Origin of the sequence: Proteus sp. HMSC14B05 (genome assembly GCF_001808035.1) — a bacterium.
GTDB classification, from domain to species: Bacteria; Pseudomonadota; Gammaproteobacteria; order Enterobacterales; family Enterobacteriaceae; genus Proteus; species Proteus mirabilis.
The window spans coordinates 36,220-55,475 of record NZ_KV791984.1; the positions used below are offsets into that span (position 1 = coordinate 36,220).

The following is a 19,256-nucleotide window of genomic DNA, read 5'->3' on the forward strand; positions in this document are numbered from 1 at the left end:
CTCTTTTATAACTTGCTATTTGCTTATTAAGAGTATCAATTACCTATAAAAAAACCATCCATAAGGATGGCTTTTTATCCGTTCTACCAAAAATTTAATCTCTAGGTAAGATCCCATAAGATTGATATTGGCTCGCTTGGTGAATAAAAGAATTATAGTATTTATTATCTTCAACAGAGTTTTTTACTGCTCTTTCACTATCGGCTTTTGATAACTTATTTATTGCTTCATGTAATGGTGTTTTAAGCTGTTTATGGATATTAGGATCATTACTTTCTTTAATTTGATCAAGCAATGCAACCCAATTTTCTGCCTCTGCTTGAATATCAGGATCAGTAAACTGTGGTTGAGGTAAACTGTAGTCTAACGCTAGATTAACAGTATCGTTATACTCATCTTGAGGGGAAAGTGGTTTTAGATCTTGACCATAATCAGTCATAATATATTGGATTAATTCAGGTTTATCAAAACATTTGGTTTTGATGTTCCCCATTTCGTTTTTATTATGGCTTTTAATTTCACTGGGGAAAGGTTCACCTAACGTATAAGTACATTTAAATACATTGCCATCAATCAAGGTAGCATTCGTGCTTTGTAATGGCATTTCTAACTGATAGCCATTAATAACCACTTTATATTCTGTTGGTTTAAAGCGATCTCCCTTACCTTGTACAGCATAGACTTCAGATAAACGGTAATACATAAAATTATCAGGATTTAAAATTCCACCATTGTTGTTTTCATACACCATAAAAGTGGATTTATTACCTGCACTATCTTGTAAACTATGTTCGCCCGGTGAGAGTGTTAAATAACCACTTTTACCCGGCTCAACCTGATATGTTTTATCATCAACAACAAAGCTCATGCTTTTTTCACTGGGATTACTGTAATAAAACTTATCTTTTTTATTATCTAAATCAAGTTGATCACAGGCAGATAAAACCAATACCATGCTAGCAATAAGGCTTATTTTAAAGAAATTTTTCATCGTATTGTTATCCTTATCATAAATATTTTATGCAAATCATTTGCATCCCGAGAAACATTCCTAAAAAACATTTAAAAGTAATTTGGCAGAAATGGCAAGGAGTAACAAAAGATAGCACTATTATGCTTTAATCAATGAAAGAGACATCGACTTTGAAAAATCAAATAAAAACAATTGATAAATAGTAAGGAGAATTTTTGTATAAAATCCTTTCTTTTTCAAGCTCAACTGTCTTAAACAAGGTTTTCGATGTGGTTAATCGTTAGCAATCAAAGAAAAACAACCGATAGTATCGGTTGTTCTCAATATAGGTTATTTATACTAATTAATCGAGTTAACTAAATCATGCCACGTCGATAAAACCAATATTTGATCAGGAGGAGAAAGCTCTCCTGCTTTGATAGCTTTTTGAATGCTCTCTTCTACACGGGATTTTAATGCTGATAATTGCGTATTGTTTTCTTGCTCAAGCTCCGCAATCGCTAAAGTGATGTGGCCTTGTAAATATCCACCAGCAAATAATTCATCATCCGTAGCATGTTCAACACGGCTATCAATTTTATCTAATAAGTACGTTTCATACTCAGAAAGCATTATTTATCCTCAATATATAATGTTGCTATCAGATTTAAGTCACTCAATGTTTCAATAGCAACCTTATTACCTCAGGCTTTATTGGTTTACTAAAACCTGCGCAGTGGATAGACGAGGATAGTTTATCTCGTCATCCTTAATTAACGAGGGGATTTTCCTGATAAGGAAATTGCTCCGGCGTTAACTCAGGTGTATTGTAAAACAAATGTAACGCATTAATAAATAGCTGTGCACGTGGCGGGATATTTTTATCGCGCAAATAAGCTAATACTTGCTCTCTCACCTTGTTTCTAAACTGGTAACGGTCTGGCTCAAAATCCCCGTCTAAATTATCGCAACTCACGTTAAATGGATAATTGGCTGCTTGGCAGAATAACCAGTCAAGAGCTTGAGGCTTGATTTCAACTCGTTCAAACTGCTCTTGAGTCACTTGATCTCGCCCATCAGGACAATACCAATAACCATAATCAACCTGCTGACGACGCGCATCCCCAGCAATACACCAATGCGATATTTCATGTAATGCACTCGCGTAAAATCCATGTGCGAAAATGATTTGGTGATAAGGTATCTCTTCACTCTTAGGCAAATAAATTGGCTCGTTATCACCTTTAACTAAACGTGTTTGGTAACTATCGCTAAAACATTGATTAAAAATATCAATTAACTGCTGATAATGATGTGCTGACATTTAAAAATTATCTTTCCTAATTAAAAAGTGCAGAAAACCAAAGTGCAATAGTATCACCATGATTGTCATGAATGAGTTTGATGCTCATCAAAAAGGAGATAATGACCAGCATTGGTCTAATTAATTTTTGTCCTTTGGTTAACACCAACCCTGCACCTAAGCGAGCACCAATAAACTGCCCGCATAACATAACTAAACCTATGGTCCAAATTACCTGTCCACCAAGAATAAAAAATAGCAAAGAGCCAAAATTAGAGGTGAAATTGAGTAATTTAGCATGTGCTGTCGCCTTTGAGAGATTATAACCAAGTAACATGACATAACCTAAAGCGAAAAAAGATCCCGTTCCAGGACCAAAAACACCATCATAAAAGCCAATACCACCGCCAATAATAACCCCGAAAGTATAATAGCCAAGACGTTGCTTACTATCCTTAGCCCCGATAGATGGTGTTAATAAAAAATAGAGACCGATTGCGATAGTAAGAACAGGTAGCGCTTGTTTTAGTAATTCAGGATTAATAAATTGTACTAACATCGCACCAGAAACAGCACCAATAAAAGTCATAAAAATGGCAAAGTGCTGTGCTTTTAAATCAATGACGCGACGACGAATAAAATAGAGTGTGGCTGAAAAAGAACCGCCCACTGATTGAAGCTTATTTGTTGCCAACGCTTGTACGGGTGATATTCCCGCAGAGAGCAAGGCAGGAATAGTGATCAAGCCACCACCGCCAGCAATAGAGTCAATAAAGCCTGCTAATACAGCAACAAAAAAGAGTAGAAGGTAGATGCCATCTGAAAATAGCCAATCCATTTATCTATCCGAATTATCAGAAATGAGGGGGCGTGTGTTACTGATTTATTTGATTATTTTAAATAAAAACAGTAACACTATCTGAGCATAGAATAATAAGGCGCTCACACCTTTAAAAACTCATAGCAAACTTACTACAGATTATGCGCTGTATTATTGATGTAAGCTAAGATCACCATTGCATTAATGGAGGAATAACATCACCACATTGACCCCGTTGACGTAACGCATGATCAAGTAACACAATAGCCATCATAGCTTCTGCAATAGGAACAGCTCGGATACCGACACACGGATCATGTCGCCCTTTGGTGATCATATCGACTTCTTCACCTTGTCGATTAAGTGTCTTACCAGCAATAGTAATACTTGAAGTTGGCTTTAAAGCAATATGTGCAATAATAGGTTGACCACTACTAATGCCACCTAATACGCCCCCCGCGTGATTACTGCTAAAACCTTCTTTGGTAATTTCATCGCGGTTTTCAGTCCCTTTTAAGGTCACCACATCAAAACCATCTCCGATTTCAACGCCTTTTACTGCGTTGATGCTCATTAACGCATGAGCCAAATCGGCATCAAGTCTATCAAAAACGGGTTCGCCTAATCCTGCAGGTACACCTTCTGCAACCACGGTAACTTTGGCACCTATAGAATTACCCTCTTTTTTTAGCGCTCGCATATATTCATCAAGGGCATCTAGGCGAGAAGGATCTGGGCAAAAGAATGGGTTGGTTTCTACAATTGACCAATCAACTAACTCACAACTAATTGGCCCTAATTGAGATAAGTAACCTTTTACTTCAATACCAAATTTTTGTTTAAGGTATTTTTTGGCAATAGCACCCGCTGCGACACGCATGGCGGTTTCTCGAGCAGAAGAGCGTCCCCCGCCACGATAATCACGTAAACCATATTTCTGTTCATAGGTGTAGTCTGCATGCCCTGGGCGGAATACATCTTTAATTTCGCTATAATCTTGAGAGCGCTGATCCGTATTTTCTATTAATAATCCAATACTGGTTCCCGTTGTTACACCATTAAAAACACCCGATAAAATACGCACTTGATCAGGCTCTCTACGTTGTGTGGTATAACGTGAAGTTCCCGGTTTACGTCTATCTAAATCAACTTGTAGATCCGCTTGCGTTAAAGGTAATCCGGGAGGAACACCATCCACAATGCAACCTAACGCTGTGCCATGAGACTCACCAAAAGTGGTTACTCTAAATAATTGCCCGATACTGTTTCCCGCCATCCCTCAATTCCTATCTTATGACTGACTGTGTGATGTTATTAATATGTTATTTGCAACCATAACAATCTACCGTTTCATCACATTGACATCAACGTTTATCGCTAGCAAAGCTATCTGAAAATTCGACAAGTTGCTTACGCGTTAACATAAAGACACCAATGCCTCCCTTTTCAAACTCAAGCCAAGTAAAAGGAACTTCAGGAAATTGTTCGATAAGATGCACCATGCTATTACCTACTTCGCAGACAAGAATGCCTTTTTCGCTTAAATAATCAGGTGCTTTTAGTAAAATTTGTCTGGTGATATCTAAGCCATCCACACCAGAAGCCAATGCAAGTTCGGGTTCAATATGGTATTCATCAGGCAAGTCACCCATATCTTCAGCATCAACGTAAGGTGGATTCGTCACGATAATATCGTATGGTGTAGGAACAATTGCCTCAAAGAGATCAGATTGCATTGGATAAACACGATGAATTAAACCATGATTTTCAATATTAAACTCGGCAACTTCTAACGCATCAGCTGAAATATCGACGGCATCGACTTCTGCTTCTTGAAATTCATGGGCGCAAGCAATAGCAATACATCCACTGCCAGTACATAAATCAAGGATACGGGTTGGCTCTTGCCCAATCAGTCCAGCAAAATGGTTATTAATCAATTCACCAATGGGAGAACGAGGGATCAAGACACGTTCATCAACATAAAATTCATGTCCACAAAACCACGCTCGATGCGTTAAATAAGGCACAGGAATTTTTTGTTCAATACGAACCTCAATAAGTTGAATGATTTCCATTTTTTCAGAGGTTGTAAGTTTGGTTGATAAAAGAGCATCAGGAATATCTAAAGGAAGAGCCAGTGTAGGTAGAACAAGCTGTAACGCTTCATCCCATGCGTTATCCGTACCATGACCATAATAAATATCTGATGAATTAAACTGACTCATAGCCCAACGTAACATATCTAAGATCGTGCTTAAATCAGCTACGGCTTCTTCTTTTGCTGTGATATCCAAAACTGTTGTCCTCTGACGGATCTGACGAAATAGAAAGTCTGTAGTTTGCCATGAAGATCGTGATAAATCAGCGTTAGATAATAAAAAAAGACAATATTATTAAATTCATCTCGTTTTATCTTTATGACGAAACAAATTCAATATTAGCCAGATAAACCAAATCAATCACACAATAACCATACAATCAACTAACAACAGACAAAAAACCAGAATAAATAATTATATTTATCACTTTAACTAGTAATTATAAGAAATCGATCCATACTTATTTACATGTGATTTATTATTGAACTGAACAGTCAGTAATATCAATAACATCTTGTTCTGCAATTGGTTGTTCTGTTTACGATGTTGTTCTCTCAATAATACTTTTTCGATTTATTAGGAGATGAAAATGAGCAGTAAAAAACTAACCCCTGCTGAAGTTAATGATGCACATAAACTCCAAACCCGTCCTCTATCTACCCCTACAGATTTAGCACCTAAAGCAACAAAAGAAGTTAGTGCAGCGATGAATGCTATTCTTGCGGATGTGTTTGCTTTATATCTAAAAACAAAGAACTTCCACTGGCATGTGAGCGGTCCTCATTTTCGTGACTATCATCTAATGTTAGATGAACAAGGTGATCAGCTCTTTGCCATGACAGATCCTATTGCCGAGCGTGTACGTAAAATTGGTGGCATGACATTACGCTCTATAGGGCAGATCTCAAAAATGCAACGTATTAAAGATAATGATGCTGAATTTGTTGAGCCTTTAGATATGTTAGCTGAGCTATGTCAAGATAATCAATTACTTGCAGCAGAACTGAGAAAAGCACATGTTGTCTGTGATGAAAATAACGATATCTCTACCGCAAGCTTAATTGAAAATTGGATCGATGAAACAGAGCGTCGTACTTGGTTCTTATTTGAAGCTTGTCGACGTGCAGAAACATCAGGGCACTAATTAATCTATTTGCTAGCTATGTGACTATTTTGGCAGGGATCCCCCCTGCCTTTTTTGTTTCATCTATTTAACAATAGTTTTTTATCTCCCCTTATATTTAAGGTACTATTATTTATAGATATAGATGATAGCAATGATGAAGAACGCTAAAAATGAACAAAAAATTCATATTACCTCCTTCAGAAATAGAATTATTTCAGGAGATGATAAAAGGCACCAAAAAGCTCCCACAAGATAAAATACGCCACCAAACACCGCGAAAAAAAGTGACTCATTATCCAACAGAGCGATTACAGCAAGAGCAAATAGATGCTTCTTACTATTTCTCCGATGAGTTTCAACCTAACTTGGCAACAGAAGGCCCGATGCGTTATTTAAGAGAAGGGGCAAATGCGTACGAGCTAAAAAAATTGCGTCGTGGTGATTATGTACCAGAGTTTTTTTTAGATTTACATGGATTAACACAATTAATCGCCAAACAAGAAATTGGTGCCTTAATCGCGGCCTGTAGAAGAGAGCATGTGTATTGTGCCTGTATTATGCATGGGCATGGTAAACATATTTTAAAACAGCAAACCCCTCTTTGGTTAGCTCAACACCCTGATATTATTGCTTTTCATCAAGCACCAAAAGAGTGGGGAGGTGATGCTGCACTATTGCTGTTAGTCGAAAATGATGATATTGCGCGTCGTTAACATCACCGAATAAATCAGAACAATATAAATAACATATAGACTTTATTCGGTAATTTATTTTAAGTTTGCTGGGGAGACTTGCCACAGCAATTTCCCCGAGCCTGTTGATAAATCAAAATCAACACAAGCAATCGTTGAGGTAGAAAACATCGGAGCACTCACTGTTGGACAAAGCTCTGCCACGACATACCCCACTAAAGGTAGATGTGATATAACTAGAATATTGTGATATCCCACTTCCCCTAATGCCCTTAAATAATGTGCAATATGATCAGGATTACCCCCAGGAATAAGCCCTTCATCGGTTTCTATCTTAGCGGGTAATACTAAGCCTTGTTGCACAACATTCAGTGTTTGTTGTGCCCGCAAATAAGGACTAACTAAAACATAATCAATACTATGCTTTTGCTGTGTCATCCAATTCGCCATGGTTAATGATTCATATTCACCACGCTCTGTTAAAGATCGTAGTGCATCACTGGGCGCATCAAAAGTAGCCTCACCGTGGCGCATAATAAAAATTTGCATAATCAATATAAACCTATTTTGTTGTTATCATTTCTAAGGGTATCAATACATAAAGCAAGTAAGAATAACAAATATCTAGTTTTGACCAAAAACCCCTAACAAATAATACGCTATTTTATCCAGTAAATTTGCTCTATTTGGTATATTTTAACACCAAAAAATTATATTTAATCTCTTATTAAAACAAACTGTCTTTAGAATATACCAGTTGCGTTTATTGTCCCCCAAAAACACTTTTCACTCAGCTATCATTAACATTTATAAGCCGATTTTTCATTAATAATAACACCTTGTTTAATCAGCGCTTAATTTAGCGAAAAACGCCGTAAACCCTCGCCCAATGAGTGAACTGCATCTCAATTATATAGGTACAAAAAAAGGCGCATAAGCGCCTTAATCATCCTTTCTACTCATTACATTATAGAATAGATAGTTAGCTATAGAATCGTTCATTTAACTTGGCCATTGCTGCTAATCGCTCACATGGCTGGAACTTTTCACCGTATTTTTCAGTTAATTGATTAAGCTTATCGACTATTTTTGTTGTTCCCATACTATCTATATACCGGAATGGTCCACCAAAGAAGGGAGGAAAACCAATACCGAAAACAGCACCAATATCACCATCCCTAGGTTGTTGAATAATGTTTTCATCTAAACAACGAACAGCTTCATTAAGCATAAGCAATAAACAACGTTCGGTTATTTCTGAAGCCGATAACTGATTTTTAGGTTTAACCTGTAATAAGCGATAAATCATCGGATCTGCACGCTTTTTATTTTTTCCTAAAGAGAAAGGTAAGGCATGCTGATTATAGAGATAAAAACCACGACCGTTTTTACGCCCTTTTCTGTCATCCGCAATAATCGCATCAACCGCAGGAGGAGATGCAAAACGCTCACCAAACTCATTGACTAAAATAGGCGTTATTTTAGTACCAATATCAATTCCCACTTCATCTAAAAGTTGAATGGGGCCGACTGGAAAGCCAAATTGAACTAATGCTTTGTCAATATTCTCTATCGTTTCCCCTTCAACCAAACAGGTTAAGGCTTCACTAATATAAGGGGCGAGAATTCGATTGACATAAAAACCGGGTTTATCTCCTACCACAATGGCAACTTTGCCTTGTTTTTTAGCAAAAGCAACAGTTGTGGCGATTGTCTTAGCATCCGTTTTTTCATGAGGGATCACTTCAACTAAGGGCATTTTTTCAACGGGACTAAAATAGTGCAGCCCTATTATTTTTTCTGGATATTGTGCTTTTTCAGCAATTTTATGGATAGGAAGAGAAGATGTATTTGAAGCAAAGATGATCTTGCCTTCACCTAAGGCTTCAATATCAGCCACCATTTTTTGCTTTAAAGCCAAATCTTCAAAAACAGCTTCGACAATAAGGTTAGTTTGATGGAAACCGCTATAATCCAATGTCCCTGATAATAACCCCATTTGTCGTTGGCGTTCACGAGCAGAGAGCCGCTTTTTCTTGACCTTAGTTGATAACGCTTTCCAACTATAGTTAAGTGCCTGCGCAATGCCTTTATCACTAATATCTTTAATTCTAACGGGTAAATTACCTTTTGTTGCTGTCACAAAAGCAATACCGCCCCCCATTAACCCCCCACCTAAAATACCTATATGGTGTAACTTATCTGGCTTTGCAGATGATCCTGTTTCATTTTTCAATGCTGTTGAGGCAAAAAAGAGATGCCGTAATGCAGATGAAACCGGGGTCATGGCTAATTCACCAAACGCATTAGCTTCTTCTTTAAAACCTGTTTGAATATCTTTCTCTAAGCCTCGTTCAATAACATGAAGAATACGCTCTGCCGCTGGGTAATGACCTTTGGTTTTAGCTAAAGTGCGCTTTTTAGCTTGATCAAAGAGGATATTTCTTCCTAATGTGGTATTTGCCCAAAAACGCTCCATAATAGTCTGTTTTTTAGCAACTTTTTTAGCTGTTAAAATCCATTGGGCTGCAACATCTAATAAAATAGCTTGTGGCACAACGTCATCGACTAAGCCAAGCTTGAAAGCCCGTTTGGCATTAATTTGTCGTCCAGTTAAGATCATATCTAAGGCGGTCGTAACCCCTATTAAACGTGGTAATCGTTGGGTTCCCCCCGAACCTGGTAGCAATCCTAATTGAACTTCTGGAAGACCTAAACGAGTTTTACTGTTATCGGAGCAAATTCGCCCATGGCAGGCTAATGCTAGTTCTAATCCCCCACCTAAACAGACACCATTGATGGCCGCGACGACAGGCAAAGGATAATTTTCTAATTGAGTAAAAAGATCTTGTCCTGCTTTTGCTAATGCGGTGGCCTCTTCTTTGGTTTTGCAATCTGCAATCATTGATATATCAGCACCAGCAATAAAATTATCAGGTTTACTTGAGGTGATAATTAATCCTTTTACACCTGAATGTTGCTGAGCCTGTTTTAATACATTTTGAAACTGTTCAACAAAAGCAGCTTTCAGTGTATTGACCTTTTCATCTACAACATTAATGGTGATAATTCCGACCTTATCGGGACGTACTGAAAACTGGAATACCGGTGATTTCTCAGATGAGGTTTGTATCCTTTGTTGAGTCGCCATTATTCCACCTCCAAAATCATCGCTGCACCCAATCCGCCCGCAGCACAAGCTGTTGTTAAACCAAAGCCACCACCTCGGCGTTTCAGTTCATGTAATGTTTGAGTCACCATTCTCGCCCCTGTTGCAGCAAAGGGGTGTCCATAAGCAATAGAGCCACCAAGAACATTGAATTTATCCATATCAACTTCGCCTATTGCTTTTGACAGTCCGAGTTGCTCTTGAGCAAATTTATCACTTGCAAATAAGGTTAAGTTACTCAACGTTTGAGCAGCGAAAGCTTCATGCATATCTATTAGTGTTAAATCACTCAAAGTAAGACCGGCTCTTGATAGTGCTAACGGAGTCGCATAAGAAGGCCCCAGCAACATATCTTTCCAGACATCAATGGCGGTAAAAGCATAACTACGTAGATAACCTAAAGGTTGATAGCCTAAACTTTTGGCAACAGACTCTTTCATCATTAGCACAGCAGCAGCACCATCCGTAAGAGGCGTACTATTAGCCGCTGTCACACTACCGTGGCGCCTATCAAAGGCGGGCTTCAATTTTGCGTAAGAATCAAGTACAGAATTTTTGCGGATATTATTATCTTGATGAAAACCTGATTTATAGGGTGGGAAAAATGCCGTCATAACTTCGTCATTTAATTTTCCCATTTCCCACGCTTTGGCCGCTAATTGATGAGAGCGATGTGCTAATTCATCTTGCGCAACTCTTGAAATATGATAAGTCTTAGCCATCTGCTCAGCAGTATCCCCCATACGCAATCCTGTGGAATACTCAGCCACTGCGGGTGCAACGGGTAGCAGATCACCAAAGCGTAGTTGACTTAAATAACTAAGCCGTTGCCCTAATGTTTTCGCTTTACTTAAACTGAGTAAAACATCGGCTAATTTTTTACTCACGCCAATCGGTAATACAGAAGATGAATCTGCGCCACCAGCAATACCCACTGAAACATGACCTGCCAACATACTTTCAGCCACATTAGCAATAGCCTGAAAACTCGTTGCACAAGCACGGGTTACACTATAAGCATCTGTTTTTACACTTAGCCCTGCGCCAAGTACAATTTCGCGGGCAATATTCGGTGCGGCAGGCATTTGTACTACTTGACCAAACACCAGTTGATCAATAATTTCAGGAGGAATTTCATTACGGATCACTAATTCTTGTACAACCGAGCGCCCCAGCTCAACCGCAGGGATCCCCCGATAAGCGGTTGCTTGTTTAGCAAATGGGAGACGCAATCCACTGACAATCGCAACACGATCTTTTATGGTACTGCTCGCTGATGACTTCATAACGACTCCTGACAAAATGAATTCCTAACACCAAAGAGGTCTGACCTGATTAATAGAGTTAACAAAATTTTCACTTATCAGAAACATCATTTTATAAGAAGTGGGAGTTAGCGCTCATTATTTCATTCAATTAGCTGTAACTCGAAGAAAACAATAAAAGGAAGGAATAAATAATGATAAAAAATAAAAAAGGCTACTGAATTTCAATAGCCTTGAAGAAGTTTAATTTCAAAGGATTAACGTAATCCTAATTGGAAGATCAGATTTTCTGCTTCACAAGAGAAAGTAAAATCAGCGGTTAATTGAACGCCACCTTCGACATCAGCAAATTGATGTTTAATTTGGCAAGGTTCAGATGCAGTGGCATTAGCTTTAGCTGTTAGCTCATTTAACATCGCTTCAGCTTGAGCCTTATCGGCAAAAACGTGCTGATAAGATGCGGTACAATTTTTGTTGTCGATAATAGTACCAACATCAACACAACAACAAGCAGCTGTTTCTTCTGCATTACAACGATTAATTGCGTCTGCCATTTTAGTCTCCCAACAAAAGAAGTGTTAATTATCTATCATAATAGCAAAAAAATAAAATAACCTGCGTTAGCTCAAATTAACCTACAATTTTACAAAAAAAATTGATTTTACTGTTTGTTTAATAAACAAAACCATCTTTATTGGCATTTAATGTAAAATTAATGTTAACTAAATCCCAAATTTTAAATCAAATTGGAAATATATATAAAACAAACTTGCAACATCACCACTATTCATCTTTATACTTAAGCAACTGGTCTGATTTGTCATAACGACAACCGCACCTAAAATCCAGCGCTTCTAATCAGAAGTTACTTATTTAAAAAAATTATGAGGGTTTAGGTCATGAACCGTAAAAACCTGTTTACTCGCACAGCTCTCGCTGCCATTGTAGGAACACTTTCCTCTTATGCAAGCGCTGCCGGTTTTCAGTTAAATGAATATTCAACTTCAGCACTAGGTCGTGCTTTTTCAGGAGAAGGCGTTATTGCAGATGATGCGAGTGTAGGTAGTCGAAACCCTGCCGCATTGACCATGTTTGATCGTCCTGAGTTTTCCGTCGGTGCTATCCATATTAATCCCAGTGTTGATATTAAAGGTAAATCTCCACTCTCTGGCGCCAGCACTAATGCCGGCGATATCGCCCCAAGTGCTTTAGTCCCCAATATTCACTTTGTTGCGCCTATCAACGATAAATGGGCAATTGGTGCATCAGGTACTACTAACTTTGGTTTAGCTACCGACTTTAAAAAAGATTACCCAGCAGGTTTAATTGGCGGCAAAACTGATTTAAAAACCATGAACTTAAATTTAAGTGCAGGTTATCGGGTTAATAAACAATTTAGTGTCGGTTTAGGCTTAAATGCGCTCTATGCTGATGCTGAAATTACCCGCCATGTAGGTGAAGCAGGTAAGCTATTGGGTAGCAAACTTCCTCCTCCATTAGGTGGTTATGTATCAAGCTTATCGCCAAGTGATCGCTTTGCACAATTAAAAGGGGATGCTTGGGGCTTTGGCTGGAACGCCGGTTTATTATATGAGTTTGATGAAGATAACCGTATCAGCTTCACTTATCGCTCTAAAGTAAAAGTGAAATTTAAAGATGGTGATTATCAAAGTGATATCCGCTCATTACCCGCACTAGAAGGTATGGGGGTGGTTGGTACTAATGGAGATACTATCAAAGGTAAATTAGACCTTAACCTACCGGAGATTTGGGAATTTGCTGCTTACCACCGTGTCGCCCCTAAATGGGCTGTCCATTATAATTTAGCTTATACCAGTTGGAGTGAGTTTAAAGAGTTAAGAGCAACACGTAAAAGTGATGGTCAACAACTCTTCAACAAAGAAGAAGGCTTCCGTGATGCATGGCGTATTGCATTAGGAACCACTTATTACCATGATGATAATTGGACATTCCGCACCGGTATTGCCTTTGATGATAGTCCTGTTCCTGCTGATAAACGCTCTATCTCGATCCCTGACCAAGATCGCTTCTGGTTAAGTGCAGGGGCAACCTACGCATTTAATAAAGATATGTCTGTGGATGTTGGTTTAGCCTATATGCACGGTAAGAAAGTGACGATTAAAGAGAAGCTATCTGAAAGCTTACCATTGCCGGCTTATGAATTTGAATCATCAGGTAAAGCATGGTTATACGGTATGAACTTTAACTATCGCTTCTAAGCTGATTTGCTACTTTAAATACAAAAAATGGTCTTAAAAAAGACCATTTTTTATTTAAATAACCAGATAAATAGATTAATCGATAGAGTCTAAATCATCTTCAATCGCTTTTGCGTTTGGATTTTCACCTGTTTTCCCGCCATTAGCATCGAAATCATTTTTTTGGAAATAGGCTTCACGCATCATTAAATATGGATCAGATGAGTTTTGTAAAATTGCATCTGAATCTAATAATTGAGCTCGCGTTTCAATACCTTCAAGGGCCCATTTACCCGCAGACATCCAGAAAGTGAGGTAACTCAGTACTGGATAGGTGGCATCAGCCCAATCGCCCCCCTCTTCTCGCACTGTAAAGCTGCCATAGCCCGGTAATACCACATAAGGGCCATATCCCACACCATAATGCCCTAACGTACTACCAAACCTTACAGGAACTTCTTTTTCCATTGACTCTCTAGACATTCCTGCAACATCGATTAAACCACCAATACCAAATACGGTATTGATCCAAAAACGCCCGAAATGCTTAGCCCCTTTTTCAAAATCTCCACGTAAGATGCTATTTAGCATACTTGCTGGCTCTTCAAGGTTACCTAAGAAATTCGATAGTCCATTACGTGCTGGTGGTGGAACATAATCACGCCATACTACGGCTACAGGTCGTAATACGTAAGGATCTAAAACATAATAGTTAAAATTAAACATCTGGCGGTTAAACCCTTCCAAGGGATCAGAACGACTGTCACCATTGTTAGGTGTGCTTGCACATCCTGAAAGTAAAGCTACTAAAAGAGCAACACCGCACAGGCGATACTTCATAATGTTCTCCGCTAACTGTCCTATGATAATCAGAGCATAGGTCACTATTCATCATCTTTACATATAATACTGTCAATAGGCGATAAGTGATACTGTTATTCGTTTTTAATCTTATAAGAACATTCGGGATTTATTTTTATCCAATAGAGCTAACTATGCCCGATTGATAAAAATATTTTAGATTGTTTTTTATGCAAAACACCTATAGTTACATAGTTCAAAGAAGAAGTAATTCGCAATAATCAAGCTAAGAATTTTCTTACCTTAAAGTATCTATCTATATAAAAAATACGCTATTTTATTTGTTATTTTTATCCATTTTATATCAAGAAATAAAAAAACATAAAGATACATATACAAATTTCCCTATCCAAATAAAACATAAAAATAATTTATCAATATTTTTTAATTATAATAAGCAAAATTAGAATAGATTAAAGATAGTCATAAATAGATAAAATAAAGATATCATGATTAGGCTATCAATAGCTAAATTATCATTTTCGATATTAGGATATAATGAAGAAAAATTTCTCTATTTTTCCTTGCTGACCCATTATATCATCAAGTTTTACCAGATACCTTCAGCTAAGTTACAAATTAATCGAGATATCAAGCCACCAACATGCACTATCAATTATTCCTGAAAATGCTAAGTATGCATTAGGCTCTCAACGTAGCGATATTAAAACATCCTGTAATGTAGATACTTTTTTAACATTTACAGTTTCAGATTTGTTTGTAGAAAATAAAGCTAACACATGGAAAAAACTTTAGTGTAATTTTAGAAACTAGAGGAGCAGAAAGTAATGTAATTTATTGATATATAAATAAATTAAAAAACCTCTAAATAAAATATAGATATTCCTGAAGAATTTAGATTATATAGAGCAAGCTACTATTACATTTAGTTTTTGAATTTAACATTTAAACAAAATGAGTAATAAATATCACATTATAAGTAAGCTATTATTAATAATCTCTTTTTGATGCCCCACTACATATAAAATCAAAAAGCATTAAAATTTTCATTACTCATTATTAAAATGGGCAGAAATAACAATATAACCATTAACGAAATGATTATACTTTTATGATAAAAATTCAAACAATAGCTTTACGATTCATTTTAAATAAAACATTTTGTGATATTCTAAATTAGATGAAAATAATAAAATATTTTCAATAACATCATAATTTGATTAAACAGACTAAAATAAAAGAAAATACTTAATTTTAAAACTTAAATAATAATTTAAAAGGGGTATCATAATCCTCTAATTTAATAATTCATTATTCATTCACGAAAAGGAAGAGTAAAATGAAAAAGAATTTTCTCTATTTTACCTTACTAGCGGCTATATCAACATCAGCGCTAGCTGTAACACCTTCGGCTCAATTACAGATCAATGGGGATATAAAACCGCCAACTTGTACAATCAATAGTTCTAACAATACAGAAGTTGTCTTTGACTATGGCCGCATATCGCCAAGCTTGATACCACAATCTTCAAACTATCAATATGTGGATATGAAACCAGAAACAAGCATCAGTATTGAATGTGATGCTAAAACTTATTTGACTTTTATACCTACTGACACATATGGTGATGTGGATCTTGATTATAATACTAGTTTTGATAGTGCTTGGTTTCGCTTAGTTGATAAAGCCAACCCAGATAAAGCTGTTGGGGCTTCATTTTTTAATTGGAAAGATGCAACTGTTGACGGAAAAACGGCTTTTATAAGCCGAGCAACACCTAAAACAGCTGAAGTGGGGGTGTCTGTCTTAGTTAAAAATAATATTCATGGGTGGACATCAGAGCAACAAGAGGATGTATCCGCCGCATCTCTTAAATTAGTCTCAGGTGAAATCTTTACCACAAAATTTATACCAGGAATATCATCTCATACATTCATTCTTTCTCGTGATAAGCTAGCTAAAAAAGCGATAGATATTAGTAATGGACTCGATTTTATTGGTGAGGCCGTATTAACATTCTCTTTCGGTGTTTAAAAAGTTTAACAAAAGCACTCTCACTATATTAACAAGCTATTAGCTTGTATACATTAAACGGGTAGAGATCTTTTTTATTTTATTTCCCTCCCGTTTATTGTTTTTATTTTTTATGACTCATTCAATTAACCTACTAATTTTATATTTATCATTTTTATTTCGATCTACTGTAACATATAAAAATATAGAAATAGCGATTAAGACAGTATTATCATTGATTACAAAATAAACCTTGCTAACTCAATGACTAAATACCTTGATCCCTCCACCACAAAAACGGTACTATACGGACACTGAGAAACAGTTAAGCACCCTCTCGCAAAATGTTCCCTTAGTTAAATGGATATAACGAGCCCCTCCTAAGGGCTAGTTACAGGTTCGATTCCTGTAGGGAACGCCAGTTATACATCTCATGATGTTCAATAATGTATTAAATAATAATTTAAACAATAAGTTATTTAAAATTAGTGTTCAGTAATGTTCTAAGATGTTTACTGGAATCCAGCCACTAATGTGTATAAAATTGAGTGTACGTCTAGGTTCAATGGAAAAACTATACACATTATGCCATTAACAGATATTCAAATCCGCAAAGCTAATCCCAAAGAAAAGCCGTATACATTGAATGATGGTAACGGATTATCTCTATTGATTGAACCTAATGGCTCTAAAGGATGGCGTTTCCGTTATCGTTTTGCGGGCAAACCTAAAATGATTTCGTTGGGCGTATATGGGCAAGTCACACTAGCTGAAGCAAGAAAGAAACGTGATGAAGCTAAAAAGCAGTTAGCTGAGAATATTAATCCAAGCGATGCCCGTAAATCAGAAAAGATAGCGTTAAGATACGCAACAGAAAATACGTTTTATGCGGTAGCGATGGAATGGCATAGCTCTAAATGCTCTACATGGAGTGATGGTTATGCAAGCGAGATATTGCGTTGTTTTGAAAATGATATTTTTCCCTATATAGGAAAGCGACCTATCGACCAAATTGCTCCCTTAGAATTATTAGCTGTTCTTCAAAAAATTGAGAAAAGAGGTGCATTAGAACAAGCAAATAAAATCCGTAGGCGCTGTGGTGAAGTTTTTCGTTATGCGGTCATAACGGGTAGGGTAAAATATAATCCTGCACCTGATTTAGCGGGAGCAATGAATAAGCCTGAAACTAAACACTTCCCGTTTTTACGTGAAGATGAGATCCCTGATTTTGTTAAAGCGCTAAATAACTATCAAGGCAGTAAAATAACGAAGTATGCCACCCAGCTGTTAATGCTGACAGGTGTTAGGACTGTTGAATTGAGACTAGCTGAATGGTCAGAATTTGATTTCGATAATGATATTTGGGAAATACCCAAAGAGAGAATGAAAAAGCGCCGTCCTCATTTAGTACCATTATCCCCACAAGTTATTGCGATACTCAATGAGTTAAAAGTAATTACAGGATATTACCCATTATTATTTCCTGGTCGAAATGATGTAAGAAAACCAATCAGCGAAGCAAGTATTAATAAGGTTATTGAAAAGATAGGTTATAAAGGCAGATTAACAGGGCATGGCTTTCGCCATATGATGAGTACTATTTTACATGAAAACGGTTTTGATAGCGCATGGATAGAGTTACAGCTTGCTCATGTTGATAAAAATTCCATCCGTGGAATTTATAATCATGCTTTGTACCTTGAAAACAGAAAAAACATGCTCAAATGGTATTCATCTAATATTATGCGTTGATATAATACTCTTTTGTTTTTTCTTTGTATAAATGATTATTGTCTTAACTATCAACTGATTCAGCAATCAGCGCATCTTTGGCGATGCTATCATAGTAAAACTGAGTTAATTGAGATGTTAAAAAATCATCCATCAATACTTTAATAAATAAATCCTTTGAAACTTTTGTATCCAAAGTGATCATTGTGTCATCTTCATTAAATCTAATACGCCCTTTTAGGGTTGGATAAGATTTACAAAATGAAATAATGCTTGAATTATTAATACCAGCCTGAATTACTGGGGAAGATTTAGCGACGCGAGTCAATTTCCTTGCGTATTTAACGTCATCAATTAATTCTTGTATAACATCGATATTTGAGATTAAATTCATATTACGAATAGACCGTATTCCCTGGCTGGCCTCTTTTTTTATAACATCATGAAAACCAAACATTTTTTCGACCAAACTCAAATCTATAACGTAAAGTTCTCCATTTACTTTGATTAGTTGAAAATTTCCGCTAACTCTGAAAAAATCCTGCTTGATCTCTTTAAATCTGGTATCAGATTTTACAAGAAAGAAACTATCTCGTGAAAATATATTTACAGTAGCCATTGTTTTATAAAGAATAATATTATTTTCTGCATTACCTATACAGATTAGTAAAGCTTTTATTTCATCTATATTATGCGTATTAAAATCAAATTCTTGCTCGTTCTCGTTCTCTAAAATAGTATTTATGCACACTAACTCCTGAGGGAGCTCAATATCATAATGATATAATACATTATTTCGTTCATCTGCTGACGATAGAGGTAATATAGTTAACTCACTATTTTTAATAATCTCATTATCTATAAAGTTTAAAAATAAAGATTTAAGTCCAGATTGAGCTGGAGATTCTATATCCATTCTTAAAGGTACATTATTACCCTTAATAATAGCATAAACTACTACAGCAATGTCATTAATATTATTAACATAATATTGTAGATCAATATCTAAGCTCTCTTTAGTCGGTATATTTACAGCCATAA

17 protein-coding genes and 1 tRNA gene are annotated in these 19,256 nt (G+C 36.5%); 6 read left to right on the forward strand and 12 right to left on the reverse strand.

Going from position 1 to position 19,256, the window contains the following annotated elements:
- Window positions 1-94: 94 nt before the first annotated feature.
- The 6 genes from HMPREF3129_RS07095 to prmB all read right to left on the reverse strand — a co-directional run bounded on the left by HMPREF3129_RS07095 (window position 95) and on the right by prmB (window position 5,318).
- Window positions 95-991 carry a hypothetical protein gene (locus HMPREF3129_RS07095; RefSeq protein ID WP_070486906.1) on the reverse strand — a complete coding sequence of 299 codons (897 nt, stop codon included), beginning with the start codon at window positions 989-991 and terminating at the stop codon, window positions 95-97.
- Between the two features lie 321 nt (window positions 992-1,312).
- Window positions 1,313-1,585 carry a YfcL family protein gene (locus HMPREF3129_RS07100; protein ID WP_004243748.1) on the reverse strand — a complete coding sequence of 91 codons (273 nt, stop codon included), beginning with the start codon at window positions 1,583-1,585 and terminating at the stop codon, window positions 1,313-1,315.
- 136 nt (window positions 1,586-1,721) lie between these two features.
- Window positions 1,722-2,276 (reverse strand): elongation factor P hydroxylase, encoded by a 555-nt coding sequence (locus tag HMPREF3129_RS07105; RefSeq protein ID WP_004243749.1) that lies wholly within the window; start codon window positions 2,274-2,276, stop codon window positions 1,722-1,724.
- 16 nt (window positions 2,277-2,292) lie between these two features.
- The gene (locus HMPREF3129_RS07110) at window positions 2,293-3,093 is read right to left on the reverse strand and encodes a sulfite exporter TauE/SafE family protein (RefSeq protein WP_036918665.1); all 801 of its coding nucleotides are present in this window, start codon (window positions 3,091-3,093) and stop codon (window positions 2,293-2,295) included.
- Window positions 3,094-3,265: 172 nt separating this feature from the next.
- Complete coding sequence (gene aroC, locus HMPREF3129_RS07115; RefSeq protein ID WP_004243753.1) at window positions 3,266-4,351, reverse strand: chorismate synthase; 1,086 nt, start codon at window positions 4,349-4,351, stop codon at window positions 3,266-3,268.
- A gap of 88 nt (window positions 4,352-4,439) precedes the next feature.
- Window positions 4,440-5,318, reverse strand: a complete 879-nt coding sequence (prmB, locus tag HMPREF3129_RS07120) for a 50S ribosomal protein L3 N(5)-glutamine methyltransferase (protein ID WP_052124588.1) — start codon at window positions 5,316-5,318, stop codon at window positions 4,440-4,442.
- Window positions 5,319-5,766: 448 nt separating this feature from the next.
- Between prmB and HMPREF3129_RS07125 the strand changes: the two genes are divergently transcribed.
- Both HMPREF3129_RS07125 and smrB read left to right on the forward strand, forming a co-directional pair.
- Window positions 5,767-6,321, forward strand: a complete 555-nt coding sequence (locus HMPREF3129_RS07125) for a Dps family protein (protein WP_004250672.1) — start codon at window positions 5,767-5,769, stop codon at window positions 6,319-6,321.
- A gap of 152 nt (window positions 6,322-6,473) precedes the next feature.
- Entirely contained in the window at window positions 6,474-7,016 is a 543-nt protein-coding gene (smrB, locus tag HMPREF3129_RS07130; RefSeq protein ID WP_004243759.1) for an endonuclease SmrB, read from the forward strand.
- Between the two features lie 54 nt (window positions 7,017-7,070).
- On the opposite strand, the gene sixA is transcribed toward smrB, so the two are convergent.
- The 4 genes from sixA to HMPREF3129_RS07150 all read right to left on the reverse strand — a co-directional run bounded on the left by sixA (window position 7,071) and on the right by HMPREF3129_RS07150 (window position 11,983).
- Window positions 7,071-7,544, reverse strand: a complete 474-nt coding sequence (sixA, locus tag HMPREF3129_RS07135; RefSeq protein ID WP_020945935.1) for a phosphohistidine phosphatase SixA — start codon at window positions 7,542-7,544, stop codon at window positions 7,071-7,073.
- A 433-nt stretch (window positions 7,545-7,977) separates the two neighbouring features.
- Window positions 7,978-10,146: a fatty acid oxidation complex subunit alpha FadJ gene (fadJ, locus tag HMPREF3129_RS07140; protein ID WP_070486908.1), complete on the reverse strand. Its 2,169-nt coding sequence runs from the start codon at window positions 10,144-10,146 to the stop codon at window positions 7,978-7,980.
- Window positions 10,146-11,450 carry an acetyl-CoA C-acyltransferase FadI gene (fadI, locus tag HMPREF3129_RS07145; RefSeq protein ID WP_004243765.1) on the reverse strand — a complete coding sequence of 435 codons (1,305 nt, stop codon included), beginning with the start codon at window positions 11,448-11,450 and terminating at the stop codon, window positions 10,146-10,148. The genes fadJ and fadI overlap by 1 nt, the downstream gene beginning before the upstream one ends.
- Window positions 11,451-11,686: 236 nt before the next feature.
- Entirely contained in the window at window positions 11,687-11,983 is a 297-nt protein-coding gene (locus HMPREF3129_RS07150; protein ID WP_004243769.1) for a YfcZ/YiiS family protein, read from the reverse strand.
- A gap of 345 nt (window positions 11,984-12,328) precedes the next feature.
- Between HMPREF3129_RS07150 and fadL the strand changes: the two genes are divergently transcribed.
- The gene (gene fadL, locus HMPREF3129_RS07155; RefSeq protein ID WP_036918670.1) at window positions 12,329-13,669 is read left to right on the forward strand and encodes a long-chain fatty acid transporter FadL; all 1,341 of its coding nucleotides are present in this window, start codon (window positions 12,329-12,331) and stop codon (window positions 13,667-13,669) included.
- Between the two features lie 75 nt (window positions 13,670-13,744).
- Here fadL and mlaA read toward each other — a convergent pair whose 3' ends face one another.
- Window positions 13,745-14,488 (reverse strand): phospholipid-binding lipoprotein MlaA, encoded by a 744-nt coding sequence (gene mlaA, locus HMPREF3129_RS07160; RefSeq protein ID WP_004248410.1) that lies wholly within the window; start codon window positions 14,486-14,488, stop codon window positions 13,745-13,747.
- A 1,321-nt stretch (window positions 14,489-15,809) separates the two neighbouring features.
- Here mlaA and HMPREF3129_RS07165 point away from each other — a divergent pair.
- From HMPREF3129_RS07165 to HMPREF3129_RS07175, 3 genes are all read left to right on the forward strand, one after another.
- Window positions 15,810-16,505 carry a fimbrial protein gene (locus HMPREF3129_RS07165; protein ID WP_004243775.1) on the forward strand — a complete coding sequence of 232 codons (696 nt, stop codon included), beginning with the start codon at window positions 15,810-15,812 and terminating at the stop codon, window positions 16,503-16,505.
- 325 nt (window positions 16,506-16,830) lie between these two features.
- Window positions 16,831-16,905: transfer RNA gene (locus HMPREF3129_RS07170), tRNA-Arg, on the forward strand.
- A gap of 164 nt (window positions 16,906-17,069) precedes the next feature.
- On the forward strand, window positions 17,070-18,236 hold the full coding sequence (locus HMPREF3129_RS07175) for a tyrosine-type recombinase/integrase (RefSeq protein ID WP_036918672.1): 1,167 nt from the start codon (window positions 17,070-17,072) through the stop codon (window positions 18,234-18,236).
- Window positions 18,237-18,279: 43 nt separating this feature from the next.
- On the opposite strand, the gene kwaB is transcribed toward HMPREF3129_RS07175, so the two are convergent.
- A complete protein-coding gene (kwaB, locus tag HMPREF3129_RS07180) occupies window positions 18,280-19,254 on the reverse strand; it encodes an anti-phage protein KwaB (RefSeq protein WP_036918675.1) in 975 nt (324 codons plus the stop codon).
- Window positions 19,255-19,256: the final 2 nt, after the last annotated feature.